Origin of the sequence: Falsirhodobacter sp. 1013, assembly GCF_051195255.1 — a bacterium.
Taxonomy (GTDB): Bacteria; Pseudomonadota; Alphaproteobacteria; order Rhodobacterales; family Rhodobacteraceae; genus Falsirhodobacter.
The window spans coordinates 12,081-37,598 of sequence record NZ_JBNJLK010000005.1 but is presented as its reverse complement, the minus strand read 5'-3'; the positions used below and the strand labels follow the sequence as shown (position 1 = coordinate 37,598).

Genomic DNA, 25,518 nt, shown 5'->3' with positions numbered 1-25,518 from the left:
TCCCTAGTCGATGTGGCGGAAGACCAGCACGGAATGGGCCGGGGCTTCAACCCCCCATTCCGGCGGATCGGAAGCAGGTTGCGTCGTGTCCAGCACCAGTTGCCAGTCGCAGCCCGAAGGCAGCGTCACGGCCACGGCCGGACCGGGGTTCAGCACGACGAAGACGGCCTCGTCCTCGCCCTGCAACTCCATGCACAGGGTGGTCATGCCGTCCCAGTCCTGCGGGCCGGCTTCCCGCCCGTCGGGCAGGTACCAGGCCACGACGTCGCCGTGCAGGAAGCGGGGCTGGCGCAGCAGCTCCACCTCGCGGCGCAGGGCCAGAAGGCGGCACAGGAATTCCACCATGGGATCGCGGTTCCAGTGGACCCAGCCCGTCGGATTGTCCTGCGCGTAGGTGTTGTTGTTGCCGTTCTGGGTGTTGCCCAGTTCATCCCCCGCCAGCAGCATCGGGGTGCCTTGGGCCAACAGCAGCGTGGCAAGAAGGTTGCGGCGGCGCAGGGCGCGCGCGCCGTCCAGCGCGGGATCGGGGCCTTCGGTGCCCATGTTGTCCGAAAGATTGTCCGCCTGCCCGTCCAGCCCGCCTTCGCCATTCGCGTCGTTGTGGCGTTCGGCATAGGTGACGACGTCCGTCAGCGTGAACCCGTCATGGGCCGTGACATAGTTGACCGAGGACCAGGACGGCCGGCGGTCATGGTCGAACAGCTCCGCCGATCCCGTCAGGCGCGAGGCGACGGCCCCTGCCACCGGGTCCCCGCGCCAGAAGCGGCGAACGTCGTCGCGGAAACGGTCATTCCATTCGGCAAAGGGCGGCGGAAACTGGCCCAGGTGATAGTCGGCGATGTCCCAGGGTTCCGCGATCAGCTTCAGGTCGCGCAGGACCGGGTCCTGCCGGATCATGTCGAAGATGGCCGCCCGCGGGTTGAAGCCGTCCGGATCCCGCCCCAGCGTCGCCATGAGGTCGAAGCGGAAGCCGTCCACGCCCTGATCGGCCCAGAAGCGCAGGGCGTCCATGACCAGCCGCTGCACAACGGGCTGCGTCAGGTCCAGCGTGTTGCCGGTCCCCGCTTCGTTCCGGTAGGCGCCGTTGTTCATCCGGTAGTAGCTGGCATTGTCCAGCCCGCGATACATGACGGAAGGGCCCGTTTCGTCCGCTTCCCCGGTATGGTTGAACACGATGTCGAGGATCACCTCGATCCCCGCCTTGTGCAGGCTGCGCACCATGTGCCGGAATTCGGCCAGCGTGCCATAGCGCGGATCGGGCAGGAAATACCCGATGGGCTGATACCCCCAATAGTTCGTCAGCCCCCGTTCCACCGTGAAGCGGTCGTCGATGAAGGCCTGGATGGGCAACAGCTCGATCGCCGTGACGCCCAGACGGCACAGGTGCTTGATCACGGGTTTGGAGGCGATGCCGAGGAAGGTGCCACGAAACGCTTCGGGGATCTTGCCGTGCTGCATGGACAGGCCACGGACATGCGCCTCGTAGAGGACGGTGCGGTCCCATGGGGTCTGCGGCCCGCGCGACAGGGGCGGACGGGCGGCGGCCACGACGCAGCGCGGCATCTCGGCGGCACCCGCAGGGGCGTCAGGTTGCAGGCTCGCGTTCCAGCGCAGAGGCTCGGTCCATTCCTGGGCATAGGGGTCCAGCAACAGGCGGTCGGGGTTGAACCAGTGGCCCTGATCCGGCTGCCAGGGGCCGTGCGCGCGGAACAGGTATTCGGTGCCCGTGCCAAGGCCCGCCACCTCCACCACCCAGACGTCGCCCTGCCGTTCCATCGGCACGAAGACCTCCGGATCGAAGAGGCACAGGTCCATGGCGGTGGCGTGAACGGAGTGGACGGCGAAACGCACGCCATGGGCGGTCGGGATCGCGCCCAGAGTCACCGGACCAGATCCGCGTAGAGTTCCACATATTCCTCGGCCGAGGCTTCCCAGCCCACCGGGTGGCGCATCGCGTTGCGCTGCACCTGCGCCCAGTGGTCGGGTTCGTGCCACAACCGCACCAGACGCCGCAACGCCCCCGCCAAGGCGTCCGCGGTGGTGGGGGAGAAGGTGAACCCTGTCGCCGCCCCCGCGATCATCGAGGCCGGATTCACGTTGATGACGCTGTCGGCCAGACCGCCCACATGCGCCACCACCGGCAGCGTGCCATAGCGCAACCCGTACATCTGCGTCAGGCCGCAGGGTTCGAACCGCGACGGCACCAGCACCGCATCCCCGCCCGAGAACATCAGGTGGCTCAACCCCTCGTCATAGCCGACGCGCACGCCGACGCGATCGGGATAGCGGACCTCCAGCGCGCGCATCGCGCTTTCCAGTTCTGGATCGCCGGAACCGAGGATGGCGACCCCGCCCCCGGCTTCGATGAATTCGGGCAGCACCTCGGGCAGAAGGTCGATGCCTTTCTGGTCCGTCATGCGGCTGACCACGATGGCCAGCGGGCCCGGAACCTCCAGGTCGAAGGCGGCGCACAGGGTTTCGCGGTTCTCGATCTTGCCGCGCAGGTTGTCGAAGCTGTAGGGACGCTCCTCCGCCTCGGGCGACCAGACGGTGGTGTCCACCCCGTTGAGGATGCCGCTGACGATGTCCGCCCGTTCGGCCAGCACGCCCTGCAGGCCCATGCCGAATTCCGGCCGCATCAGTTCGATCGCGTAGTTGGGCGACACGGTGGTGATGCGGTCGGCCGTCACCAGCCCGGCCTTCAGGCTGGACAGGCCGCCGTAGTATTCCAGCGAGTGGACGTGGAATTCCTGCGCGGGCAAGCGCAGTTCGTTCAGAAGCTGCGCCGGGGCCCAGCCCTGGAAGGCGATGTTGTGGATGGTGATGATGCTTTTGACGTCCCGCGGCCCGCCCCATTCCAGATAGGCCGGCGCAAAGCCCGCCTGCCAGTCGTGGCAATGCAGGATCTGCGGGCGCCAGCCGTCCGACAGGCCACGGCGGGCGATCTGGGCAGCCACCCAGGACAGGGCCGCGAACCGTTGGGGGTTATCCTCCCAGTCGCCGGCGGGACCGGAATAGGGGCCGCCCTCGCGGTCATACAGATGGGGCGCGTCCAGAAGCAGGAAGTCGATCCCGCCGATCACGCCGCCATAGACGGTGCCGGGACCGCCGAAAAGGTCCTCTTCGCGCAGCAGGACGTCCATGCCGTCCAGCCGCCAGCGCTGCTTGGCATAGGCGGGCATCAGCACCCGCATCGCCACGCCCTTCACGGCCAGCGCGCGGGGCAAGGCCCCCGCCACATCCGCCAATCCGCCCGTTTTCAGAAGCGGTACGCATTCCGACACCACCGAAAGAACCCGTATCGCCTTCGCCATCCGGCTCACCCCTCCCTCTTTTATTCTTATGACTGTCGGAACATGACCGCCGACAGCGGCGCCAGCCGGATCCGGGCCGACTGCCCCTGCCCGTGCCAGGGTTCAGCCTCGGTCTCGATCCCGCCGAAGTTTCCGCGATCCTGCCCCCCATAGATCGCGGAATCGGTGTTCAGCACTTCCTCCCATCGGCCCGCGGCCGGGAAACCGACACGGTAATCCCGATCCACAGGGGTGAAGTTGACGACGAAGACCACCATCGGCTCCCCCGGAGCGCCAAGGCGCACCCAGGCGAGGACCGAGGCGTTGGGGTCGTTCGCTTCCAGCCAGCGGAAGCCGTCCGGCCGCGTGTCATGGCGGTGCAGCGCCGGCGTGTCGCGGTACAGCGTGTTCAGGTCCCGCACCAGAAGCTGGACACCGCGATGCGGCGGCAGGTCGGCCTGATGCCAGTCGAGGCTTTGTTCATGCGTCCATTCGCGCCCCTGCGCGAACTCGCATCCCATGAACAGAAGCTTCTTGCCCGGATGCGCCCACATGAAGGCGTAATAGGCGCGCAGGTTGGCGAACTTCTGGTCGCCCTCCCCCGGCATCTTGGCGATCATGCTGCCCTTGCCGTGCACCACCTCGTCATGGCTGATCGGCAGGATGAAGTTTTCGGACCACGCGTAATGCAGGCCGAAGGTCATCTTGTGGTGTTCATACTTGCGGAAGATCGGGTCCTTCTGGATGTAGGACAGGGTATCGTTCATCCAGCCCATGTTCCACTTGAACCCGAAGCCGAGGCCGCCATGATCCACCGGCCGCGACACGCCGGGATAGGAGGTCGACTCCTCTGCCACCGTCATGATGCCGGGATGGGTGCCATAGGCCGCGCTGTTCATGTCGCGCAGCATGGCGATGGCCTCGAAATTCTCGCGCCCGCCAAGGTGGTTCGGGACCCACTGTCCTTCGGGGCGCGAATAGTCGCGATACAGCATGGACGCCACGGCATCGACCCGCAGACCGTCCAGATGGTACTCCTCCAGCCAGTACAGGGCATTGGAGGTGAGGTAGTTCATCACCTCGCGCCGGCCGTAATTGTAGATCAGCGTGTTCCAGTCGTGGTGGAACCCTTCGCGCGGATCTCCATGCTCATAAAGCGGCGTGCCGTCGAACTGCCCCAAGCCATGCGGGTCCGACGGGAAGTGCCCCGGCACCCAGTCCAGCAGGACGCCGATGCCGCGCCCATGCGCCGCGTCGATCAGCGCGCGGAATTCGTCCGGCGTGCCGTGGCGGATCGTGGGCGCGAACAGGCCGACCGGCTGGTAGCCCCAGCTTCCGTCGAAGGGAAATTCCGACACGGGCATCAGCTCGATATGCGTGAAGCCCATCCATTCGACATAGTCGATCAGCTGTTCGGCCAGTTCCGTGTAGGACAGCATCCGGTTGCCGGGCGCGCGGCGCCAGCTTCCCAGATGCACCTCGTAGACTGAAATGGGGGCGTCGACGTTCTGCACCTTGGCGCGTGTCGTCATCCAGGTGTCGTCAGACCAGTTGGCCCGCGACAGGTCCCGCACGACCGAGGCCGTGCGCGGCGGATGTTCGGCGCCGAAACCGACGGGGTCGGCCTTCTGGGTCAGGATCTCACCCCAAGGGGTGCGGATCTCGTATTTGTAGGACGTGCCCTCGGTCACGCCCGGCAGGAAGATCTCCCACACGCCGGTGGCGCCACGTGCGCGCATGGGATTGCGCCGCCCATCCCAGTGGTTGAAGTCCCCCACGACCGACACGCGCTGCGCGTTCGGGGCCCAGACGGCGAAATGGGTGCCGGCCACGCCGCCATGTTCCATGACATGCGCGCCAAGGGTCTTCCACAGCTGGCGGTGCGTGCCTTCCCCCAGAAGGTATTCGTCAATCTCGCCCATCACGGGGCCGAAGCGGTAGGGGTCGTCCTGGACCCACTCCGCCCCGTGGCCCTGCGCGCGGATGCGATACTCGCGCACGGGGCTTTCCCCCACGAACAGGCCGGCGAAGCCTTCCACCGGGTGGGCCTCCGTCCCCGGCTCCAGCCAGACGCGCTCCGCCCCCGGAAGCCACACCGTCACCCGGCCCGAATGGGGTCCAAGCACGGCGAAGGGATTGCCATGACGGCCTTCGCAGATGGCAAAGGCGTCGTTCACGTCGATGACCGGGATCTCGTTGCTCAAAGCCCGTCCTTCAGATCGCGGGACCGATGTCCCAGATGTCGGTCATGTACCCCCGGATCGTCCGGTCCGAACTGAAGAAGCCCGAGCGGGCGGTGTTCAGCGCGGCCATCCTGAGCCAGCGGTCGCGGTCGGTGAAGGCCGCATCGACCTTCCCCTGCGTTTCAATGTAGGAGTCGAAATCCGATGCGACCAGAAAATAATCATGGTGCCAGACGCGGTGCACCAGCGCGTGGTAGCGGTCTGGCTGATCCGGAGAGAAGCGCCCTTCCGCAATCATTTGCAGAACATCCTTAAGGGCTTGGCTGGATTCGATGGCGTGGCGGGCATGTTCGGGGTCTTCGCGCCGCTTCACCACCTCTTCGGCGGTCAGGCCGAACAGGAAGAAGTTCTCCCCGCTTACTTCCTTAAGAATTTCAACATTTGCCCCGTCCAGCGTGCCGATGGTCGGCGCGCCATTGATCATGAACTTCATGTTGCCGGTGCCGGACGCCTCTTTCCCGGCGGTGGATATCTGTTCGGACAGGTCCGCCGCCGGCACCAGCCGTTCGGCCATGGAAACGTTGTAGTTCGGCGGATAGGCCACCTTCAGCAGGTCGCTGGTGACGGGGTCGTTGTTCAGGACAGTGGCCACGTCGTTGATCAGGTGGATGATCTCCTTCGCGACGGCATAGCCGGGGGCCGACTTGCCGCCGAAGATCTTCACCCGTGGCACCCACCCCGCGTTGGGGTTGTCGTGGATCGCCTTCCAGCGGGCGACGGTTTCCAGGATGTTCAGAAGCTGGCGCTTGTATTCGTGCAGGCGCTTCACCTGCACGTCGAACAGGGCGTCGGGATCGACATCCACGCCGCAGGTCCGTTCCAGCCACGCGGCCAGCTTCACCTTGTTGTCGCGCTTGGCCGTGCCGAAGGCCTGCCGGAAGGCCGGATCCTCCACATGCGGCTCCAGATCCCGCAGCCGGTCAAGGTCGGCTTCCCAGCCCGATCCGATCGTGTCGGTGATCAGCCCCGACAGGGCGGGGTTGCACATCTTCAGCCAGCGGCGCGGCGTGACGCCGTTTGTCTGGTTCACGATGCGGTTGGGGTGCAGGTCGTTCAGTTCCGGGAACAGGTTCGTCTTGATCAGTTCCGTGTGGAGCGCCGACACGCCGTTCACCTTGTGCGCGGTGATGAAGGCCAGCTCGCCCATCCGCACCTCGGCGTGCTTGACGATGCCGACATAATGCGGACGCCTGCGGTTCTCCTCCAGGTGCCAGCCGTCGATCTGTTCCACGATCTGCATGTGGCGCGGCAGCACGTTGCCGAAAGTATAGGTGGCCCAGCGCTCCAGCGCCTCGGGCAGCAGGGTATGGTTGGTGTAGCCAAGCACCTGCTGCGCGACCTGCATCGCTTCCCGGAACTCCATCCCATGATCGTCGACAAGAAGGCGGATCAGTTCGGGGCCTGCGATGGCCGGGTGCGTGTCGTTCATCTGGATCGCCACGTGCCGCGACAGCAGGCGCAGGTCCGAATGGCTTTGCAGGAAGCGGCGCAGGATGTCCTGCAGCGCGGCCGAGGTCAGGAAGAACTCCTGCTTCAGGCGCAGCTCCTTGCCCTGATAGGTGGTGTCGTCGGGATAAAGCACGCGCGATAGGGTGCGGGCCAACGCTTCCGGCTCCGCCGCCGCCGCATAGTCCCCCTTATTGAAACGTTCGAGGTTGAAGTCCCCCGTCGGCCGCGCCGACCACAGGCGCAGCGTGTTGGCCCACTTGCCCTGCCAGCCGATCACCGGCGTGTCATGCGCCTCGGCCAGGACCGTCTCGGCCGGGGTCCAGACGGAGCGGCCGTTCCGGACCTCCACCTGCCCCTTGAAGGGGATGACATAGCGGGCCTCGGGGCGGGGGAATTCCCACGGGTGGGGGTGGTCCAGCCAGTTTTCCGCGGTTTCCATCTGCTCGCCGTTGCGGAAGCTTTGACGGAACAGCCCGTGTTCATAGCGGATGCCGTAACCGTAGGCGGGGCAGCCCAGCGTCGCCATGGATTCCATGAAGCACGCGGCCAGACGGCCCAAGCCCCCGTTGCCCAGCGCGGCGTCGGGCTCGTCCTCCACCACGGCGTGGAAATCCTGTCCCAGCGCGGCCATGGCCGCCACCGCCTCCTCGTGCAGGCCGAGGTTGATCGTGGCGTCTTCCAGCAGGCGCCCGATCAGGAACTCCATGGACAGGTAGTAGACGCGCTTTCGATCCTCGGCCCAGGTGCGGCGGGTGGCCGCGAACCACGGCTCCATGATGCGGTCGCGCATGGCGTGCGACAGCGCCATGCGCCAGTCATAGATCGTGGCGTTCGCGGCGTCCTTGCCGATGGTGAACGTCAGATGGCGGAGAATGTCGGTCTTGAGGGATTCGGACACGGTGACTCTCGTGATCGTTGCCACCGACGATGTGACCGGCAATGTCCCCCGGTCAAGCGTTGGGGGCGATCATTGTCCCCAGGTGCGACGCAACACCGCGATCCAGTTCCGCCATGCCAGTTTTTCCAGCAACGTGTCGTCATAGCCGTGCGCCCGCAGCGCGCCCAGCAAAGCTGGCAGTCCCGTGACGTCGCCGATGCCTTCGGGCACCGTCGCTCCGTCGAAATCGGATCCGAAGCCCACGTGATCCTCGCCCAGGCGATCGATCAGGTGGTCCATGTGGCGCAGGACCGGCTCCCACCCGATTTCGGGGGCGCGGCGTCCGTCGCTGCGCAGGAAGCAGGTGGCGAAGTTCAAGCCGACCATGCCCTTCGTGTCGCGGATCACGGCCAGCTGCCGGTCCGTCAGGTTGCGGGCGGACGCCGTGACGGCGTGGGTGTTGGAATGGGTGGCGACCAGCGGCGCGTCGGTGATCGCGGCCACGTCGTCGAACCCCTTTTCGTTCAGGTGCGACAGGTCCACCATGATCTTCAGCGCGTTGCATTCGCGTACCAGCCGCTTGCCAGCCTCGGTCAGCCCCTCGCCCGTGTCGGGGTCCGAAGGGAAGCGGAACGGCACGCCGTGGCCAAAGACGGTCGGCCGGCTCCACACCGGGCCAAGGGATCGCAGGCCCATCGCGTGGAACGCGTGCAGCGCGTCCAGGTCCGTGTCGATCGCCTCCGCCCCCTCCATGTGCATCACGGCGGCGATCACCCCGTCGCGCATGGCTCCTTCGATCCCCGCCGCGTCGCGCACGATCCGCAGCGCCCCGGCCGAAGACCGCTCCATCCACATCAGGTGACCGGCCATGGAGGTGGCGTAGGCCAGCGCCGCCGTCGGGTCCAGCATCGCCGGCAGCGGCACGTCATAGGGCGGGGTGTCCATCGCGTGGTCCACCGGCATGTCCTGCTGCGGCGACGGGACGTAGATCGCGAACATGCCCCCCGCGAAACCGCCCCGCTTCATCCGCGGAAGGTCCAGATGGCCCGCACCCTCGCCTTCCAGCCAGATCTCCTCGCGCCGGTGGGGCGCACGCTGCAACCGCAGAAGAAAGTCGTTGTGGCCATCAAACACGGGCATTCGGGGGGCTGACATCGATTGCATCCTTTGCGGTTTCGGGAAAGCTGCCACGATCCGCCGGGAATGGCCATATCGCCGAAACCGCTTTTCCCGCCTTCCCGCATCGGCCATAACCCGGGGCCGGAGAAGGAGATGATGATGACACATGACAGGCCTGCGCGATGGGCGTGACCGACCCACTGGACGCGGCCGCCCGCGCGGGCTGGCTGTATTATTCCGGTGGCCTGACGCAGGACCAGATCGCGCAGCGCATGGGCATTTCGCGCCAGCGCGCGCAACGGCTGGTGAGCCGCGCGATGCAGGAAGGCCTTGTCCGCGTGCGGCTGGAACATCCGCTGGCCGCCTGCCTGGATCTGGAAGCGCGTCTGCGCGACCGCTTCGACCTGGCCGAGGCACGGGTGGCCCCTTCCCTTGGCGACAACGTGGTCCGTGCGCTGGCCCCCATCGGCGCCGCGCTGTTCGACACGCTTCTGGCGCGGCCCGAAATCGCGGTCGTCGCACTGGGCATCGGGCGCACCCTGACCGCCATGGCCTCCGAGGTGGAGATCGTGGCCCGGCCGGACCAGCGCCTCGTGTCGCTGATCGGGAACATCGCCGATGACGGCTCCGCCAGCCAGTTCGCCGTGATCATGACGCTGGCCGCCCGCATCGGGGCGCCGCATTATCCGATGCCGGCCCCGGTTTTCGTCGGCTCCGCGCAGGAACGGGCCGCCTTGTGGAAACTCCAGGCGGTGCGCGCCGTGCGGGATCTGGGGCAGCGGGCCGACCTTCGCGTCGTTGGACTCGGACAGATGGGGCCGAAGGCGCCGCTTCTGACCGAAGGCTTCGTGACGTCGGCCGATCTGGCGGAACTGGAACAGCGGGGGGCCGTGGGGGAACTGACCGGTCACGCCTTCGACCGCGAGGGCCATTACATCGACACGCCGCTGAACGACCGCCTCACCTCCCTCCGGATCGAGCCTGCGGCGCCCGGCCTGACCGTCGTGGTGGCGGCGGGACCGGCCAAGATCACGGCGCTGGAAGGCGCCCTGAAGGGGCGGCTGATGAACGGACTCATCACCGATGAGGCGACGGCACTTGCCCTGCTGGGCGGGTAAATCAAATAAAGGTCACTTTGCGGATATTCGCTTAAACTTCTACGTTGGCTGTTAGCGGTATCTGCGTCACTATGGTCTTGACCAATGCCCGCACGTCGTGAACATCTGGCGCTGCAATGGGCATATGCTCATATGAGGGGGAGGATTACGATGACCACGACCATTCGCGGGCTCATGGGCGCTTGCTGCCTTGCCGCTTTCGGCGCGCCCTTGGCGGCCGAAACGATCACCGTCGCCACCGTGAACAACGGCGACATGATCCGCATGCAGGGCCTAATGGCCGACTTCAACAAGAAGCATCCGGACATCGAGGTGAACTGGGTCACGCTGGAGGAGAACGTCCTTCGTCAGCGCGTGACGACCGACATCGCGACCAAGGGCGGCCAGTACGACGTGCTGACCATCGGCAACTACGAAGTGCCGATCTGGGCCAAGCAGGGCTGGCTGCTGCCGCTGGACGACATGGGCGCCGACTACGCCCCCGAAGATTTCCTGCCGCCGGTGGTTCAGGCCCTGACGGTGGACGACAAGATGTACGCCGCGCCCTTCTACGCGGAATCGGCCATGCTGATGTACCGTTCGGACCTTCTGGAAAAGGCCGGGCTGACCATGCCCGAAAACCCGACCTGGGCCTTCATCACCGAGGCGGCCGAGAAGATGACCGACAAGGATGCCGGCGTCTACGGCATCTGCCTGCGCGGCAAGGCCGGCTGGGGTGAGAACATGGCCTTCCTGACGGCCATGTCGCACTCCATGGGTGCGCGCTGGTTCGACATGGAGTGGAAGCCCCAGTTCGACAGCCCCGAGTGGAAAGAAACGCTCGACACCTACCTGAACCTGATGACGAAGTTCGGCCCGCCCGGCGCGTCGTCGAACGGCTTCAACGAAAACCTCGCGCTGTTCCAGACCGGCAAGTGCGGCATGTGGATGGACGCGACGGTTGCCGCCTCCTTCGTGGCGAACCCCGAGGAATCCACCGTGGCCGACAGGGTGGCCTTCGCCCCCTTCCCGCACAAGGAAGGCGTGGAGAACCACGGCAACTGGCTGTGGTCCTGGAACCTCGCCATCCCGGCCTCCTCGACCAAGCAGGAAGCGTCCAAGGCCTTCGTCGCCTGGGCCACGTCCAAGGAATACACGAACCTTGTCGCGGCCGAGGACGGGATCGCCAATGCTCCTCCCGGCACGCGCACCTCGCTCTATGAAAACGAGGAATACCTGAAGACGCCCTTCGCCCAGCCCACGCTGACCGCGATCGAGAACGCCAACACCCAGAACCCCTCGGTGCAAGAGGTCCCCTACACGGGCGGTCAGTGGATCTCCATCCCGGAGTTCCAGGCGATCGGCACGGCCGTGGGTCAGGTCTTCTCGGCCGCGCTGGCCGGCACCTCCTCGGCCGATCAGGCGCTGACGGCGGCGCAGACGCTGACGCAGCGCGAGATGCAGCGCGCCGGCTACCCGAAGTAAGCCTGCCATCAGGCACATGACACGGGGTGTGGCGGGTTCCGCCGCACCCCATTCGTAACAAAAGGACCCGCCCGCATGGCCACGCAAGCCTCTCGCGCCGCCGGACGTCTCATGATCTCTCCCGCCGTGATCGTCCTCTTCCTCTGGATGATCGTGCCCCTCGGGATGACGATCTATTTCTCGTTCCTGCGCTACAATCTGCTTATTCCCGGTGACCATGCCTTTGCAGGGTTCGAAAACTACCAGTTCTTCTTCACCGATCCCAATTTCTGGCCCGCCCTGATCAACACGCTGCTGCTGGTCGGTGGCGTCCTGCTGATCACGACGGTCGGCGGCATCCTTCTGGCGCTGCTGCTGGACCAGCCGATGTTCGGCCAGGGCATCGTGCGGGTTCTGGTCATCGCGCCGTTCTTCGTCATGCCTACCGTGTCGGCGCTGGTCTGGAAGAACATGTTCATGAATCCCGTGAACGGCATCTTCGGCTGGCTGGCGGGCGTCTTCGGCCTGCCGCCCTATGATTTCCTGTCGCAGGCGCCCCTGTTCTCGATCATCCTGATCGTGGCGTGGCAATGGCTGCCCTTCGCGACGCTGATCCTGCTGACGGCCCTGCAATCGCTGGACAGCGAACAGCTGGAAGCCGCGGAAATGGACGGCGCCGGCCCCTTCAGCCGCTTCTTCCACATCATGCTGCCGCACCTGTCGCGCGCGGCCACCGTGGTGATCCTGATCCAGACCATCTTCCTGCTGTCGGTCTTCGCCGAGATCCTGGTGACCACCAACGGCGGTCCGGGCAACGCTTCGACCAACCTCACCTACCTCGTCTATTCGCAGTCGCTGCTGCAATACGACGTGGGCCTCGGCTCCGCGGGCGGCATCGTCGCCGTCATCCTTGCCAACATCGTCGCGATCTTCCTGATGCGGATGATCGGCAAGAACCTGGAGACGTAAGATGTCCCGAGCCGCCACCACCCAACGCAAGATCGTCGTGACCGTGATCGCCTGGATCATCGCACTGGCGATCTTCTTCCCGATCCTGTGGACCATCCTGACCTCCTTCAAGACCGAGGGCGACGCCATCGCGATTCCGCCGAAGTTCCTGAACTTCACCTGGACGCTGGAAAACTACATCACGGTCCAGGAACGGTCGGACTACTTCCACCACTTCATGAACTCGGTCGTCATCTCGCTCGGCTCCACCCTGCTGGCGCTGGTCGTGGCGATCCCGGCCGCGTGGTCCATGGCCTTCGTGCCGGGCAAACGCACCAAGGACATCCTGATGTGGATGCTGTCCACCAAGATGATGCCGGCCGTGGGCGTGCTGATCCCGATCTACCTGATCTTCCGCGACTGGGGCCTTCTGGACAGCCGCACCGGCCTGATCATCGTGCTGATGCTGATCAACCTGCCGATCGTGGTCTGGATGCTGTACACCTACTTCAAGGAGATCCCGGGCGAGATCCTGGAAGCCGCCCGCATGGACGGCGCCTCCCTCGGGAAAGAGATCCTCTACGTCCTGACGCCGATGGCCGTTCCGGGCATCGCCTCCACCCTGCTCTTGAACATCATCCTGGCGTGGAACGAGGCGTTCTGGACACTGAACCTGACGACGTCGAACGCGGCGCCCTTGTCCACCTTCATCGCCAGCTATTCCTCGCCCGAGGGGCTGTTCTACGCAAAACTCTCTGCCGCATCCACGATGGCCATCGCACCGATCCTGATCCTTGGCTGGTTCAGCCAGAAGCAGCTGGTGCGCGGTCTCACCTTCGGCGCCGTGAAATAAGGAAAAGAACATGGGTCAGATCGAACTCAAGGGCGTCACGAAGCGCTTTGGCGACGCCGAGGTCATTCCGCCGCTGGACCTTCAGATCAACGATGGTGAATTCGTCGTCTTCGTCGGGCCTTCGGGCTGCGGCAAGTCCACCCTCCTGCGCCTGATCGCGGGGCTGGAGGATGTGTCGGGCGGGACCATCAACATCGACGGGCGCGACGCCACGGCCGAACGCCCGGCGCAGCGCGGCCTTGCGATGGTGTTCCAAAGCTACGCGCTGTATCCGCACATGTCGGTCCGCAAGAACATCGCCTTCCCGCTGAAGATGGCGAAGATGAGCAAGGCCGAAATTGACGCCAAGGTCGATCACGCGGCCAAGGTGCTGAACCTTGCCAGCTACATCGACCGTCGTCCGGGCCAGCTTTCGGGCGGTCAGCGCCAGCGCGTGGCCATCGGCCGCGCCATCGTCCGCAGCCCCAAGGCCTTCCTGTTCGACGAACCGCTGTCGAACCTGGACGCCGCCCTGCGCGTGAACATGCGGCTTGAGATTTCGGAGCTGCACAACACGCTGAAGACCACGATGGTCTACGTGACGCATGACCAGGTCGAAGCGATGACCATGGCCGACAAGATCGTCGTGCTGAACGCGGGCCGGATCGAACAGGTTGGCTCGCCGCTCGACCTCTATCGCAGCCCGAAGAACCGCTTCGTCGCAGGCTTTATCGGCAGCCCTAAGATGAACTTCATCGTCGGCGCCGAGGCGGCGAAATACGGCGCCCATGAAATCGGTGTCCGGCCGGAGCATATCTCCGTCGGTCTCAGCGGCGCCTGGCAGGGCCGGGTCACGGTGTCGGAACATCTCGGCTCCGACACGTTCCTGCATGTCGAAACGGATCTCGGCCTCATCAACGTCCGCGCGGGCGGCGAGGTGGGCGTGCATCACGGCGACACCGTCTGGCTGACGCCGGACCCCAGCCAGATCCACCGCTTCGACCAGGCGGGCAACGCGATCTGAGCGGCCCCTTTCCTGCCGGCGCCCCTTGCGACGGCAGGACATCTTCGCAGAACGCCGCCCCTGACGGCCACTGGATAATCCGACATGAAACTGAACGAAGCCAACCTTTCCTCCCTGCCCGCGGACATCAAGGTTCCGGCCTATGACCGCATGGCGCTGACGCCGGGGATCGTGCATATCGGCACCGGCAACTTCCACCGCGCGCACATGGCCGTCTATCTGGACGACCTGTTCGGCATGGGGCTGGACCATGACTGGGCCATCCTGGGCGCCGGCGTGCGCGAGGGGGACGAGAAGATGCGTCTTCTTCTGGCTGAACAGGACTATCTGTCCTCGGTCACGGAACTGGAGCCGGGGCAGACCAACAGCCGCGTCATCGGCGCGATGCCTGGCTTCGTTCCGGTCGATCCGACCAACGCGCCGCTGATCGCCGCCATGGCCGATCCGGCGATCCGCATCGTGTCGCTGACGGTGACCGAGGGCGGGTATTTCATCGACCCGAAGACCAACACCTTCAGCCCCGAACATCCCGCGATCCAGCGCGATGCGGCCAATCCGGACACGCCCGAAACCGCCTTCGGCGCGATCATCGCGGCCCTGAAGGCGCGCCGCGCGGCCGGTGTGCAGCCCTTCACCGTCATGTGCTGCGACAACGTCCCGCACAACGGCAAGGTCACCCGTGACGCCGTCGTGGGCCTGTGCCAGCTGTTCGACGCGGATCTGGCCCAGTGGATCAAGGCCAACGTCGCCTTCCCGAATTCGATGGTGGACCGCATCACCCCCGCCACCGGCCCGCGCGAGCTGAAGATGGTCCGCGATCTGGGGATCGAGGATGCGGCCCCCGTCACCTGCGAGCCGTTCCGCCAGTGGGTGGTGGAAGACAACTTTCCCGCCGGCCGCCCGCAGCTGGAAAAGGTGGGCGTGACCTTCACCGACGCCGTCGACGCGTACGAAACGATGAAGATCCGCATCCTGAACGGCGGCCACGCGATCATCGCCTATCCCGGCGGGCTGAAGGACATCCACTTCGTGCACGAGGCGATGGAGGACGACCAGATCCGCGCCTTCCTCGACAAGGTCGAAACGGACGAGATCCTGCCGATCGTGCCCTCGGTGCCGGACACGGACCTGAACGTCTACAAGCAACTGATCCTCGACCGCTGCTCCAACCCCTCAGTCGCGGACACGGTGCGGCGGCTGTGCCTGGACGGGTCGAACCGTCAGCCGAAGTTCATCGTGCCGTCAATCCGCGACGTGGTGGCCAAGGGCAATGACGCGACGGGCCTGATCCTGCTGTCGGCCCTGTGGTGCCGCTATTGCTTCGGCACCAGCGAGACGGGTGCCGAGATCGCGCCGAACGACCCGAACTGGGAAAAGCTGACGCTGGTCGCGGCCGAGGCGAAAACGAACCCCGCAGCGTGGCTGGCAATGCGCGAGGTCTACGGTGATCTGGGCGAAAACGCGGCCGTCGCGGCACGCTTCGACGAACTGCTGCGCGCGGTCTGGGCCGAAGGCAGCGTCGCCGTCATCGGGCGTTATCTGGACGGCACGCTCTGAATCATGGCGGGAAGGCTGGCGATCAGCCTTCCCCATCCGCCCGGCATCCAGCCTAGGGCCCGCAACTTCCCGCAATCCATCACGCTGACCGCATCCCGATCCGCACGATCGGGCAAGGGATGCACGCAGCCCGTCTGGATCGCCACCTCGGCCAGCAGGTCGCGCCGGTCCAGCACCAGATCGGACACGTTGAACGCGCCCTGCCCGCGCAGCAGCACCGTCATCACCGCCGCCGCCAGATCCGCGCCATGCACCTCGGTCGCGACGCGGGGGGCGATGGGTCGACCGGCCAGGAAATCGGTGAACAGCCCCTGCCACTTGTGATCCGCGCCCGGACCATAGACGCCGGTGGCGCGCAGGCTGACGGTCGCCTCCGCCTCGGCCGCGGCCTTCACCTCGCCGTAAAGGGTGTCGGGACGAAGCTCCAGATCCTCGGTCAGTGGGGTGCCGGGGGGATGGTCGCCATAGACCGCGCGGGTGGACAAGAAGATCGTGCGCCCGGAAAATCCGCGCAGCAACCGGACGGAGCCGTCGAGGTTGGCCCGCCGGAAGCCATCAGGATCGTCGCCCTCGCCGCCCCGGTAACGACCGGCGACATGGGCGAAGGCGCAGTGGATCAGAACATCGGCCTCCACCTCCGCCACCTCTCCCAGGCGCCAGGGCAGGCCGCCGGTGCCAAGCACGATCACATGCTGCCCCGCCGCCCGCAGACCCTGCACGACAAAGCGCCCGACCAAACCGGACGCACCGGTGACGGCCACCCTCATGGCGCCGGCATCTTCGACAAATCCGGCACTTCTCCGCGTGCATAGGCCTGCCACAGTTCGATCAGCGGGCGCAGCTTGTCGGCCTTGTCATGGTCCTGCCACGGCTTTTCGTACTGGAAATGCAGGATGCGGATGTCGTCCCAGCTCCACAGCTCCGGCATGGCGAACCAGACGTATTGCAGCATGTTGCAGAACACTGGCAGGCCGTGCCAGTCGGGAAAATACGACTCAAGGAAGGTCTGGTCCGTGCGCCGCCAGAAGGCGCCCGGCACGTCCAGCTTCGCCAGCATGCCGGCAAAGGTCGCGGCCGAAGGACGGGCCGTGAACACGCCCGAATTCATGCGATGGAAGTCCGCCACGCTTTCATACACGTTCGGTGCGGCGCAGAATTCGGGATAGTCGAACAGCTTGTCCACGTTCCGCAGCACGAGCGTGTCGGCGTCCAGAAACACCACGCGGTCGTAATCCAGCTGCCACAGGCGCAGCTTGGCGAAGTTGTCCAGCGGCGTATGGAACGGGGGCTTGCCGCCCTTGGTGAAGGCCGCCCGCGCGTGCAGCGCGTCGCGGGCGTGGGCCAGGTTGAACGCGTCCGAGGTGGGAAGCAGGTCGCAGCGCACAAGACGGGCGTCCAGACCCTGCGCCTCGGCCACATCGGTGTGCAGCACCACGATGTCGGCCGCAGTGCCCGTGGCCTGGATCGAATGGATCAGCGCCTTGGCACCCAGCGCATAATCGGCATTGGTCACCAGCGTGACAAAGGCCCGCGAACTTGTCGCGGGCCGGTCGGGGTAAAGGCCGTCCATTCAGGAAACGGAGCGCAGACGCTTGCCCTCGGGGTCATGCTCCACCACCCGGGCGATGTCCTTGGTCCAGGCGGACACGGCCGGAACGCGGGTGCGGTCGATGCGGTGGGCGTATTTCTTTGCCACATCCACAACCTCGGCCAGCAGGCCCTCGGCCAGCGTGATCGGCTTCAGGCCCAGCGCCAGGAACTGTTCGTTGTTCACGATCAGGTCGTTCTCCGGCGCCTCTTTCCGCGGGTTGGGCAGGTTCGCGATCTGCGCGCCCGTCAGTTTCGCCACCAGTTCGGCCAGATCGCGCACGCGGTGCGTTTCGGTCATCTGGTTGAAGATCTTCACGCGTTCGCCGGCCTTCGGCGCGTCGCCCAGTGCCAGTTCCACGCAACGGACGGAATCCTGCACGTGGATGAAGGCCCGCGTCTGCCCGCCCGTACCATGCACCGTCAGCGGATAGCCGATGGCCGCCTGGATCAGGAAGCGGTTCAGCACGGTGCCGTAATCGCCGTCATAGTCGAAGCGGTTGATCAGCTGTTCGTGGCGGCGCGTCTGGTCGGTGTGGGTGCCCCAGACGATGCCCTGATGCAGGTCCGTGATCCGCAGCCCGTCGTTCTGGGCATAGAACTGGAACAGGATCTGATCCAGCGATTTGGTCATGTGATAGACCGAGCCCGGCTTCGTCGGATACAGGATCTGCTGACCCTTCTTGCCGGTGGGCGTGTCGATCTCCACGTCCAGATAGCCTTCGGGGATCGGCGCGCCGACCGACGAATAGCCGTAGACGCCCATCGTCCCCAAGTGGATCAGGTGCGCGTCGATGCCCGTTTCCACCAGCGCCGCCAGCAGGTTGTGCGTGGCGTTGACGTTGTTGTTGACGGTGTAGACCTTGTGACGGTCGGTCTTCATCGAATAGGGCGCGGCCCGCTGTTCGGCAAAGTGGATCACGGCGTCCGGCTTCACGTCCAGCAGCCAGCCCTTCAGGCGATCGTATTCGGTCGCAAGGTTCAGCAGGTGGAACTGGATGCGGTGACCCGTTTCCTGATGCCAGATGCGGCAGCGTTCCTGAATGGAATCCATCGGGGTCAGGGACTGGACGCCCAGTTCGGTGTCGATCCAGCGGCGGGACAGGTTGTCCACGATGTGAACCTCGTGGCCAAGGTTCGACAGGTGCAGCGACGTGGGCCAGCCCACAAAACCGTCACCGCCAAGAACAGCAATACGCAAGACAGATCCCTCCCAGGTGGCGGTCCGAAAACCGCTTTGCAGCAAATTATGACAGCGCCGCTTCAAAGTCGAATGAAGATATCACGACGCCGTCACATTCAGGGGCAGCGCCATTTCAACGGCGCGCACGAAGAACGCGGCCCCCACGGGCGCGATGTCGTCGTTGAAATCATAGCCGGCGTTGTGCAGCCCCGCCCCCGGACCGGCACCAAGGAACAGGTAGGCGCCCGGCCGCGCGTTCAGCATGTAGGCGAAATCCTCGGCCCCCATCTCGCTTGTGGTGTCGGCGTCCACGGGCGCGACTTCGGCCGCGACACGGGCGACGAAGGCCGCTTCATCGGCGTCGTTGATCGTGGGCGGATAGCCGAGGTCGTAGTCCAGCACCGCCTCCACCCCGAAGCTCGCGGCCTGTCCGGCGACGATGGCGCGGATGCGATCTTCGGCCAGCTTGCGCATTTCGGGGGTGAAGGCGCGGATCGTCGCGGTCATCCACGCCTCGGACGGGATGATGTTCGACGCGCTGCCCGCGTGGATCTGGGTGACGGAGACGACCACCTGTTCCAGCGCCGGGACGTTGCGCGCGACCACCGTCTGCAGCGCTTGCACCAAGGATGCCATGGCGATGACCGGGTCCACCGTCGTGTGCGGCATGGCCCCGTGCCCGCCCACGCCCCGCAGCGTGACCGTCGCCGTGTCGACCGAGGCCATGATCGGCCCCGGGCGCACGAAGAACATGCCCTTTTCGCGGTTGGGCCAGTTGTGCATGGCGAACACACGTTCGATTCCGAAGCGCTCCATCAGCCCTTCCTCGATCATCAGGCGGGCGCCGCCGGCCCCCTCCTCTCCGGGCTGGAAGATCAGGGCGACGCGGCCCGCGAAGTTGCGGGTTTCCGCCAGATGTTTCGCCGCGCCCAGCAGCATCGACACATGCCCGTCATGCCCGCAGGCGTGCATCTTGCCAGGCACGACCGAGGCGTGATCGACGCCCGTCGTTTCTTCCATGGGAAGGGCGTCCATGTCGGCGCGCAACCCGATGGTCGGCCCCGGCGCGCTGCCCCGGATGATCGCGACGATCCCGGTGCGCGCGATCCCTTCATGCACCTCGTCCACGCCGAAGGCGGCCAACTTGTCGGCGATGAAGGCCGACGTGCCGAAGCATTCCAGATCCAGTTCGGGATTCGCGTGAAGATAGTGGCGCCAGGCCTTCATATCCTCGGTCAGCGCCTGGATGCTGTTGGGAACGGGCATGGTGGACTCCTTCAAGGGGGCGGCGTAGCCAGTCTTGAAGCGGAAAATCACGGAGTGTGCAATGCGTGCCGAAAGCGAACTGCGTCGCCTGCTGGATGTCATGGCGGCCCTTCGCCACCCCGAAACCGGCTGCCCTTGGGATCTGGAGCAGACCTTCGCCACGATCGCCCCCTACACGATCGAGGAAGCCTACGAGGTGGCCGACGCGATCGAGCGCGAGGCGTGGGACGAACTGCCGGGGGAACTGGGCGATCTTCTGCTGCAAACCGTGTTCCACGCCCGCATGGCCGAGGAAGCGGGCCGGTTCGATTTTGCCGATGTCGCGCGGTCGATCGCGGACAAGATGATCGCCCGCCACCCCCATGTCTTTGGCACCGATGGCCCGCGCAGCACCGCCGACCAGAACCGGGCATGGGAAGCGCGCAAGGCGCAGGAGCGGGCCGAGCGGGCGGAAACGCGGGTTCTGGACGGCGTGGCGCTGGGCCTTCCCGCCATGACGCGCGCGGTGAAGCTTCAGAAGCGCGCGGCGCGCGTGGGCTTCGACTGGCCCTCCACCGATCAGGTGCTGGACAAGATGGCCGAGGAGATGGCCGAACTGGTCGAGGCCCGCGACCATCTTGGCCCCGAGGAGGTGGAGGCCGAGTTCGGCGACCTGCTGTTCGTGATGGCGAACCTCGCCCGTCACCTGAACGTGGATCCCGAAGCCGCCCTGCGCGCCACGAACGAAAAGTTCACCCGCCGCTTCCGCCATATCGAGGACCGGCTCGCCGAACAGGGAAAAACCCCGACCGACAGCACACTTGAGGAGATGGACGCGCTTTGGACGGAAGCCAAGCAGGTGGAACGAGTAAGCAGACCTTGGCCGAGCCCATAAATTGGAAACTAAATTAACGTAGACTTAACGAGTCCTTTTCCTTTTGATGATGCTCAGGTCTTGGACAATTGCTCATGACACCACGGAAGATCATCATCGACACGGCACCCGGGCAAGATGATGCGATCGGCTTGCTGACCGCGCTTGCCAGCCCCGCGGAACTGGACATCCTGGGGATCACGCTGGTCGCCTCCCGCGTTCCGATGGACGCGGTGGTCCACAACACCCAGCGCATCTGCGACATCTCCGGACGTCCGGATGTTCCGGTCTATCGCGGGTGCGACCGGCCGCTGCGGCGCCCCGTGGCGGGCCTTCAGCGCCCCGAGGTGGACGTGGGGCTGGACGGCTTCGACGCAAGCGCGCCGCTGACGAACCTGCGGGACGAACACGCCGTCGACTTCCTGCTGCGCACCCTGCGCGAGGCGCCGGAGCGGAGCATCACGCTGTGCTGCTTCGCCCCGCTGACCAACATCGCCACCCTTCTGGAACGGGCGCCCGATCTAGGGCCCCGTATCCAGGAAATCGTGATGATGGGCGGCAGCCATTACGAGCTGGGCGACATCACCCCTATGGCCGAGGCGAATGTCTGGCTGGACCCGGACGCTGCGCGGATCGTCCTTCAGGCGGGCATCGCCTGCACGGTCGTGCCACTGGACGTGGCCCACAAGGTCATCGCCGGCCCCGAACGGCTGGCCGAACTGCGCGAGATCGGGACCGAGCCCGCCCGCGCCGCCGCGGCCTGGGCGGACGTGCTGGTGCGGCTTTACGCCGAAACCTTCGGCGCGCCCGGCATGCCGCTGCATGCGCCCTGCGTGATCGCGTTCCTGCTGCGCCCCTTCCTGTTCACCGGCCGCCACGTGAACATCGAGGTGGAAACCGAAAGCGACCTGACCCGCGGCGCCAGCGTGGTCGACTGGTGGGGCATGACGATGCGCCCCCCGAACGCCCTGTTCCTGTCGGATGTGGATCCGAACGGCGTCTTTGCCGTCCTGAGCGAACGGATCGCCCGGCTTTAGGCGATCGGCAGGAAGACGGAAAACGTGCTGCCCTGCCCCTTGGCGCTTTCGATCCGGAACCGGCCGCGATGGCGGTTGATGATGTGCTTCACGATGGCCAGACCCAGCCCCGTCCCCCCCATCTCTCGCGAGCGGTGGTCGTCCACGCGGTAGAAGCGTTCGGTCAGGCGCGGGATGTGGATGGGGTCGATCCCGTCGCCCTTGTCGATCACGCGGATCACCACGGCGGGGCCAAGGCGCAGCGCGTCGCTGTCGTCGCGTTCCACGACGATGTCGACCACCCCGCCCGAAGCGCCGTATTTCATCGCATTCTCGATCAGGTTCTGGAAGACCTGCGTCATCTGGTCGGCGTCGGCGGGCACGGGCAGCGGACCGGGATGCCCCCCCTGCACCAGCCGCACCCCCTTGGAGGCCGCGACGGGCCGCAGCGCGGTCACCGCCACGGCCACCAACGCCACCATGTCGACCGGCGTCGTGGGGCGCATCCGCTCCTCGCTTTCCACCCGGCTCAGCGACAAAAGGTCACGGACAAGGCGGTTCATCCGCTCCGCCTCGCGCGACATGATGCCCAGAAAACGGTCCCGCGCGGCGGCGTCGTCCTTGGCCGCCCCCTGCAACGTTTCGATGAAGCCCAGCAACGAGGTCAGGGGCGTGCGCAATTCATGGCTGACATTGGCCACGAAATCGCGGCGGATGGCGCTGACCTGTTCCTGTTCGGTCACATCCTCGAACACGCACAGGGCGCGGTCGCCTTCCACGGGGGACACCGTCACCTGGAAGGCGTTTTCCCGCGAGGGGCCTGCGATGATGTAACGCGTGCTCGCCTTTTGCTTGTGCCGCAGGGTGCCCTCGATGGCGTCAAGAAGGCCCGGTTGCCGCATCGCGATGATGTAGTGACGACCGATGATGCCCCCGCCGAACAGGGTCAGCGCGGTCGCGTTCGCGAAGGAAATCCGTTCGTCCCGCGCGATGATCAGCGCCGGCGCGGGGATTCCGTCGATCAGGCTGCCCAGAAGACGACCTTCGGCAGACACGAGAATATCCATTTCTTCCCCACCCTTGTGGACCATGCAAAATCGGGCCCGGTCAAAAGACGCATTGCGCAAAGATAAAATTTGGCACGTACTGTGGCCAGATACAGCCTTTGCCTTAGGATTGGTAAAGAGATCGTGACAGAGCGAGTATGCAACGTGGAGGTGTCGATGGTTGCGCAGGTCCTTTATCGCCGGATCGCAACCTGAAAGTGTAGGCGACGCAACGGAGGAGAACATGCGTTCGCTCGTCCCAGGGACCAGGCAGCCTTTTGCCGGCACGCAGAAAACCTGCCTGATCATCGAAACGCCGGACGCATTGCGATATCTGGACCGGTGGACCACGCGCCCTTCCATCGTGATGGCGCGATTCCGGGACATCAGCCCGTCCCTGATTGAACGGGTGCATCCCGATCTGGTGCTGTGCCCGCTGTTCGCCACGGGCTTCGACGCGCTGGACGTGCTGCACCGGCTGGGCGAGACCGGGCTGACCCTTCGCGTCGGCGTGCTGAGCGCGGCCTTGCCCAACCGGAGCATGGTGGAACGCGAACTACAATCCCATGCGGAGGGGCTGGAGGTGGAGCTCCTCACGCTCTAGGTCGGGATCAGGCCTTCGCGGAACCGCCGCATGTTGGCGACATAGTTGCGGGCGGACAGCCGCAGACGCTCGATCTCCTCCGGCTCCAGCGGGCGGACGACGCGGGCGGGCGATCCCATCACCAGCATCCCGTCCGGAATCTCCTTCCCTTCGGTGATCAGCGCGTTCGCCCCGATCAGGCAGCCCGGCCCGATGCGGGCGCCGTTCATGACCGTGGCGCCCATGCCGACCAGGGTCCCGTCCCCGATGGTGCAGCCATGCAGCATGGCGCGATGGCCGATGGTGCAATCGGCACCGACCGTCAGCGGAAAGCCCCAGTCGGCGTGCAGCACGGCGTTTTCCTGGATGTTCGATCCCGCGCCGACGCGGAGAAGTTCGTTGTCGCCGCGCAGCACGGCGCCGAACCAGATGCCCACCCCTTCGGCAAGCGACACCTTTCCGACCACATGCGCGCCCGGCGCGATCCAAAGGTCGCCCGACGCCGGCAGGCTTGGGGCCGTGTCGTCCAATGCATAGATCATCGGCTCTCGAACTCCCCGTTCATGTCGCGCACAAGGCCGGTCAGCGCCGGCTGGCGGTCGCGGCGCAACCGCTCGGCCATGACGATAGTGCGCAATTCCTCTTCGGCGCGTTCCAGATCGTGATTGATCAGCACATAGTCGTATTCGGCCCAGTGGCTGATCTCGTCACGGGATTTCGCCATCCGGTGGGCGATCACCTCGTCGCTGTCCTGGCCGCGTCCGCGCAGGCGACGCTCCAGCTCCGCGATCGACGGGGGAAGGATGAAGACCGACACCACGTCCCGCCCGAGGGCGGAGTTGCGGATCTGCTGGCCGCCCTGCCAGTCCACGTCGAACAGCGTGTCGCGCCCGTCGGACATCGCCTGTTCGACCGGCCCGCGCGGGCTGCCATAGAAGTTGCCGAACACCTCGGCATGTTCCAGCATCTGGCCTTCGGCCACCATGGACTGGAACTCCTCCCGCGTGCGGAAGAAGTAGTCGCGGCCATGCACCTCGCCCGCGCGCGGGGCGCGGGTGGTCGCCGAGACGGAGAACCGGATCGTCGGATCCCAGGCCATCAGCCGTTTCGACAGCGTCGATTTCCCCGCGCCCGAGGGGGAGGAAAGGATCAGGAGAAGTCCGCGCCGCATCGTGATGTCCATTCTGGTGCCGTCAGCGGCATCTGGCCCCATGTGGCGCGAAGGTCAAGCGCGGTGCCTTTTAACCATTTGTTCATCTTTTCCGGCAGCCGGCCGCGAAGGATGCTAGTTAGCCCCGGTGAGTGTATGTGTGCGGGCGTGTTCTTGCCTGTGCGACCGGTTGAGGGTTGCAGGTTCATGGTTGATTTCTTGTTAAGGATGGTGCCGAAAGGTCGGATGACAGTTCGCCACAAAAGCATCACGCGCGTGCGCGCCTATTGGGAGGGCCTTCGCAAGGACGGCGCCCTGCCGCAGCGCGCGGATGTGGACCCCCGCGCCCTGCCGGACCTTCTGGCCAACGTCTTCCTGCTGGAACATGTAGCCCCGACCGTGGTCCGCTTCCGACACACGGGCGCCCTGTTGTCCGAGATCATGGGCATGGACGTGCGCGGCATGCCCTTCCTGTCCCTGATCGAGCCCGGAGAGCGCGAATCCCTGGTGTCGCAGGTGGACCGCGTCTTTCACAGCCCCGCCATCCTGGATCTGGAACTGGCCGGCATGACGCCGGGCGATGCGCGGCTGGGCGCGCGGATCGTCCTGCTGCCGCTGCAAACCTTCCGCGGCGTCGACATGGCCCTTGGCTGCATCGAGACGGAGGGGCTGGTCGGCCGGCCTCCCCGCCGCTTCCGCCCCATCCGCGTTCTTTCGGAGCGGGTCGGCGACGTGGACACGCCTGTGGCAGGCTTTGCCGAAGCCCCGACACCGTTCGAACGCCCCCGCCCCGCGCTGCGGCTGGTGCATTCGTCGGATCATAAAATATCGCGGGACGACGCATCGCAGGAATAAAGATGCGAAAACGCCCTCCTTCGCACAATTAACGCATTGACGCCGCCCATCGCGCCTTATATCCCACCTTCATGAC

General features: G+C 65.6%; 22 protein-coding genes. 10 read left to right on the top strand and 12 right to left on the bottom strand.

The window, feature by feature from the left end; genetic code table 11:
* Positions 1 to 3 precede the first annotated feature (3 nt).
* The 5 genes from glgX to ACSHZY_RS09500 form a co-directional block, all read right to left on the bottom strand.
* Complete coding sequence (gene glgX / locus ACSHZY_RS09520; protein WP_435168500.1) at positions 4 to 1,884, bottom strand: glycogen debranching protein GlgX; 1,881 nt, start codon at positions 1,882 to 1,884, stop codon at positions 4 to 6.
* Entirely contained in the window at positions 1,881 to 3,314 is a 1,434-nt protein-coding gene (glgA, locus tag ACSHZY_RS09515) for a glycogen synthase GlgA (protein ID WP_435168498.1), read from the bottom strand. The genes glgX and glgA overlap by 4 nt, the downstream gene beginning before the upstream one ends.
* 26 nt (positions 3,315 to 3,340) lie before the next feature.
* Positions 3,341 to 5,497, bottom strand: a complete 2,157-nt coding sequence (glgB, locus tag ACSHZY_RS09510; protein ID WP_435168496.1) for a 1,4-alpha-glucan branching protein GlgB — start codon at positions 5,495 to 5,497, stop codon at positions 3,341 to 3,343.
* Positions 5,498 to 5,507: 10 nt separating this feature from the next.
* A complete protein-coding gene (locus ACSHZY_RS09505; protein ID WP_435168493.1) occupies positions 5,508 to 7,883 on the bottom strand; it encodes a glycogen/starch/alpha-glucan phosphorylase in 2,376 nt (791 codons plus the stop codon).
* Between the two features lie 69 nt (positions 7,884 to 7,952).
* The gene (locus ACSHZY_RS09500) at positions 7,953 to 9,002 is read right to left on the bottom strand and encodes a dipeptidase (protein ID WP_435168491.1); all 1,050 of its coding nucleotides are present in this window, start codon (positions 9,000 to 9,002) and stop codon (positions 7,953 to 7,955) included.
* A 167-nt stretch (positions 9,003 to 9,169) separates the two neighbouring features.
* Between ACSHZY_RS09500 and ACSHZY_RS09495 the strand changes: the two genes are divergently transcribed.
* The 6 genes from ACSHZY_RS09495 to ACSHZY_RS09470 all read left to right on the top strand — a co-directional run bounded on the left by ACSHZY_RS09495 (position 9,170) and on the right by ACSHZY_RS09470 (position 15,903).
* On the top strand, positions 9,170 to 10,099 hold the full coding sequence (locus ACSHZY_RS09495; protein ID WP_435168489.1) for a sugar-binding transcriptional regulator: 930 nt from the start codon (positions 9,170 to 9,172) through the stop codon (positions 10,097 to 10,099).
* A gap of 150 nt (positions 10,100 to 10,249) precedes the next feature.
* Positions 10,250 to 11,563, top strand: coding sequence for an ABC transporter substrate-binding protein (locus ACSHZY_RS09490; RefSeq protein ID WP_435168487.1), 1,314 nt, complete (start codon positions 10,250 to 10,252; stop codon positions 11,561 to 11,563).
* A gap of 75 nt (positions 11,564 to 11,638) precedes the next feature.
* Positions 11,639 to 12,511, top strand: a complete 873-nt coding sequence (locus ACSHZY_RS09485; protein ID WP_435168485.1) for a carbohydrate ABC transporter permease — start codon at positions 11,639 to 11,641, stop codon at positions 12,509 to 12,511.
* A gap of 1 nt (position 12,512) precedes the next feature.
* Entirely contained in the window at positions 12,513 to 13,343 is an 831-nt protein-coding gene (locus ACSHZY_RS09480) for a carbohydrate ABC transporter permease (RefSeq protein WP_435168483.1), read from the top strand.
* Between the two features lie 10 nt (positions 13,344 to 13,353).
* A complete protein-coding gene (locus ACSHZY_RS09475; protein ID WP_435168480.1) occupies positions 13,354 to 14,346 on the top strand; it encodes an ABC transporter ATP-binding protein in 993 nt (330 codons plus the stop codon).
* A gap of 84 nt (positions 14,347 to 14,430) precedes the next feature.
* Positions 14,431 to 15,903, top strand: a complete 1,473-nt coding sequence (locus ACSHZY_RS09470; protein ID WP_435168478.1) for a mannitol dehydrogenase family protein — start codon at positions 14,431 to 14,433, stop codon at positions 15,901 to 15,903.
* On the opposite strand, the gene ACSHZY_RS09465 is transcribed toward ACSHZY_RS09470, so the two are convergent.
* The 4 genes from ACSHZY_RS09465 to ACSHZY_RS09450 all read right to left on the bottom strand — a co-directional run bounded on the left by ACSHZY_RS09465 (position 15,882) and on the right by ACSHZY_RS09450 (position 19,939).
* Positions 15,882 to 16,670 carry an NAD-dependent epimerase/dehydratase family protein gene (locus tag ACSHZY_RS09465; RefSeq protein ID WP_435168476.1) on the bottom strand — a complete coding sequence of 263 codons (789 nt, stop codon included), beginning with the start codon at positions 16,668 to 16,670 and terminating at the stop codon, positions 15,882 to 15,884. The two genes, ACSHZY_RS09470 and ACSHZY_RS09465, sit on opposite strands and share 22 nt — an antisense overlap.
* Positions 16,667 to 17,473: a glycosyltransferase gene (locus ACSHZY_RS09460; protein WP_435168474.1), complete on the bottom strand. Its 807-nt coding sequence runs from the start codon at positions 17,471 to 17,473 to the stop codon at positions 16,667 to 16,669. Before ACSHZY_RS09460 ends, ACSHZY_RS09465 begins: the two co-directional genes overlap by 4 nt.
* The gene (locus ACSHZY_RS09455) at positions 17,474 to 18,691 is read right to left on the bottom strand and encodes an NAD-dependent epimerase/dehydratase family protein (RefSeq protein ID WP_435168472.1); all 1,218 of its coding nucleotides are present in this window, start codon (positions 18,689 to 18,691) and stop codon (positions 17,474 to 17,476) included.
* 81 nt (positions 18,692 to 18,772) lie between these two features.
* Entirely contained in the window at positions 18,773 to 19,939 is a 1,167-nt protein-coding gene (locus ACSHZY_RS09450; RefSeq protein ID WP_435168470.1) for a M20 aminoacylase family protein, read from the bottom strand.
* Between the two features lie 61 nt (positions 19,940 to 20,000).
* Between ACSHZY_RS09450 and mazG the strand changes: the two genes are divergently transcribed.
* Both mazG and ACSHZY_RS09440 read left to right on the top strand, forming a co-directional pair.
* Positions 20,001 to 20,813 carry a nucleoside triphosphate pyrophosphohydrolase gene (gene mazG, locus ACSHZY_RS09445; RefSeq protein ID WP_435168468.1) on the top strand — a complete coding sequence of 271 codons (813 nt, stop codon included), beginning with the start codon at positions 20,001 to 20,003 and terminating at the stop codon, positions 20,811 to 20,813.
* 74 nt (positions 20,814 to 20,887) lie between these two features.
* A complete protein-coding gene (locus ACSHZY_RS09440; RefSeq protein ID WP_435168466.1) occupies positions 20,888 to 21,829 on the top strand; it encodes a nucleoside hydrolase in 942 nt (313 codons plus the stop codon).
* Here the strand turns inward: ACSHZY_RS09440 and ACSHZY_RS09435 are convergent.
* Positions 21,826 to 22,875, bottom strand: a complete 1,050-nt coding sequence (locus tag ACSHZY_RS09435) for an ATP-binding protein (protein WP_435168464.1) — start codon at positions 22,873 to 22,875, stop codon at positions 21,826 to 21,828. The two genes, ACSHZY_RS09440 and ACSHZY_RS09435, sit on opposite strands and share 4 nt — an antisense overlap.
* A gap of 223 nt (positions 22,876 to 23,098) precedes the next feature.
* Between ACSHZY_RS09435 and ACSHZY_RS09430 the strand changes: the two genes are divergently transcribed.
* Entirely contained in the window at positions 23,099 to 23,458 is a 360-nt protein-coding gene (locus ACSHZY_RS09430) for a hypothetical protein (protein ID WP_435168461.1), read from the top strand.
* Here ACSHZY_RS09430 and ACSHZY_RS09425 read toward each other — a convergent pair.
* Both ACSHZY_RS09425 and gmk read right to left on the bottom strand, forming a co-directional pair.
* Entirely contained in the window at positions 23,455 to 23,979 is a 525-nt protein-coding gene (locus ACSHZY_RS09425) for a gamma carbonic anhydrase family protein (RefSeq protein ID WP_435168459.1), read from the bottom strand. The two genes, ACSHZY_RS09430 and ACSHZY_RS09425, sit on opposite strands and share 4 nt — an antisense overlap.
* Complete coding sequence (gene gmk / locus ACSHZY_RS09420) at positions 23,976 to 24,620, bottom strand: guanylate kinase (protein WP_435168457.1); 645 nt, start codon at positions 24,618 to 24,620, stop codon at positions 23,976 to 23,978. Before gmk ends, ACSHZY_RS09425 begins: the two co-directional genes overlap by 4 nt.
* A 213-nt stretch (positions 24,621 to 24,833) precedes the next feature.
* Here gmk and ACSHZY_RS09415 point away from each other — a divergent pair, with 213 nt between their 5' ends.
* Positions 24,834 to 25,442, top strand: a complete 609-nt coding sequence (locus ACSHZY_RS09415) for a PAS domain-containing protein (RefSeq protein WP_435168455.1) — start codon at positions 24,834 to 24,836, stop codon at positions 25,440 to 25,442.
* The last annotated feature ends 76 nt before the right edge of the window (positions 25,443 to 25,518 follow it).

Coding starts and splice junctions, on each gene's coding strand:
- glgA (WP_435168498.1), bottom strand. CDS start 3,314: ATGGCGAAGGCGATACGGGTTCTTTCGGTGGTGTCGGAATGCGTACCG.
- ACSHZY_RS09500 (WP_435168491.1), bottom strand. CDS start 9,002: ATGCCCGTGTTTGATGGCCACAACGACTTTCTTCTGCGGTTGCAGCGT.
- ACSHZY_RS09490 (WP_435168487.1), top strand. CDS start 10,250: ATGACCACGACCATTCGCGGGCTCATGGGCGCTTGCTGCCTTGCCGCT.
- ACSHZY_RS09485 (WP_435168485.1), top strand. CDS start 11,639: ATGGCCACGCAAGCCTCTCGCGCCGCCGGACGTCTCATGATCTCTCCC.
- ACSHZY_RS09480 (WP_435168483.1), top strand. CDS start 12,513: ATGTCCCGAGCCGCCACCACCCAACGCAAGATCGTCGTGACCGTGATC.
- ACSHZY_RS09475 (WP_435168480.1), top strand. CDS start 13,354: ATGGGTCAGATCGAACTCAAGGGCGTCACGAAGCGCTTTGGCGACGCC.
- ACSHZY_RS09470 (WP_435168478.1), top strand. CDS start 14,431: ATGAAACTGAACGAAGCCAACCTTTCCTCCCTGCCCGCGGACATCAAG.
- ACSHZY_RS09465 (WP_435168476.1), bottom strand. CDS start 16,670: ATGAGGGTGGCCGTCACCGGTGCGTCCGGTTTGGTCGGGCGCTTTGTC.
- ACSHZY_RS09460 (WP_435168474.1), bottom strand. CDS start 17,473: ATGGACGGCCTTTACCCCGACCGGCCCGCGACAAGTTCGCGGGCCTTT.
- ACSHZY_RS09450 (WP_435168470.1), bottom strand. CDS start 19,939: ATGCCCGTTCCCAACAGCATCCAGGCGCTGACCGAGGATATGAAGGCC.
- mazG (WP_435168468.1), top strand. CDS start 20,001: ATGCGTGCCGAAAGCGAACTGCGTCGCCTGCTGGATGTCATGGCGGCC.
- ACSHZY_RS09440 (WP_435168466.1), top strand. CDS start 20,888: ATGACACCACGGAAGATCATCATCGACACGGCACCCGGGCAAGATGAT.
- ACSHZY_RS09435 (WP_435168464.1), bottom strand. CDS start 22,875: ATGGATATTCTCGTGTCTGCCGAAGGTCGTCTTCTGGGCAGCCTGATC.
- ACSHZY_RS09430 (WP_435168461.1), top strand. CDS start 23,099: ATGCGTTCGCTCGTCCCAGGGACCAGGCAGCCTTTTGCCGGCACGCAG.
- ACSHZY_RS09425 (WP_435168459.1), bottom strand. CDS start 23,979: ATGATCTATGCATTGGACGACACGGCCCCAAGCCTGCCGGCGTCGGGC.
- gmk (WP_435168457.1), bottom strand. CDS start 24,620: ATGGACATCACGATGCGGCGCGGACTTCTCCTGATCCTTTCCTCCCCC.
- ACSHZY_RS09415 (WP_435168455.1), top strand. CDS start 24,834: ATGACAGTTCGCCACAAAAGCATCACGCGCGTGCGCGCCTATTGGGAG.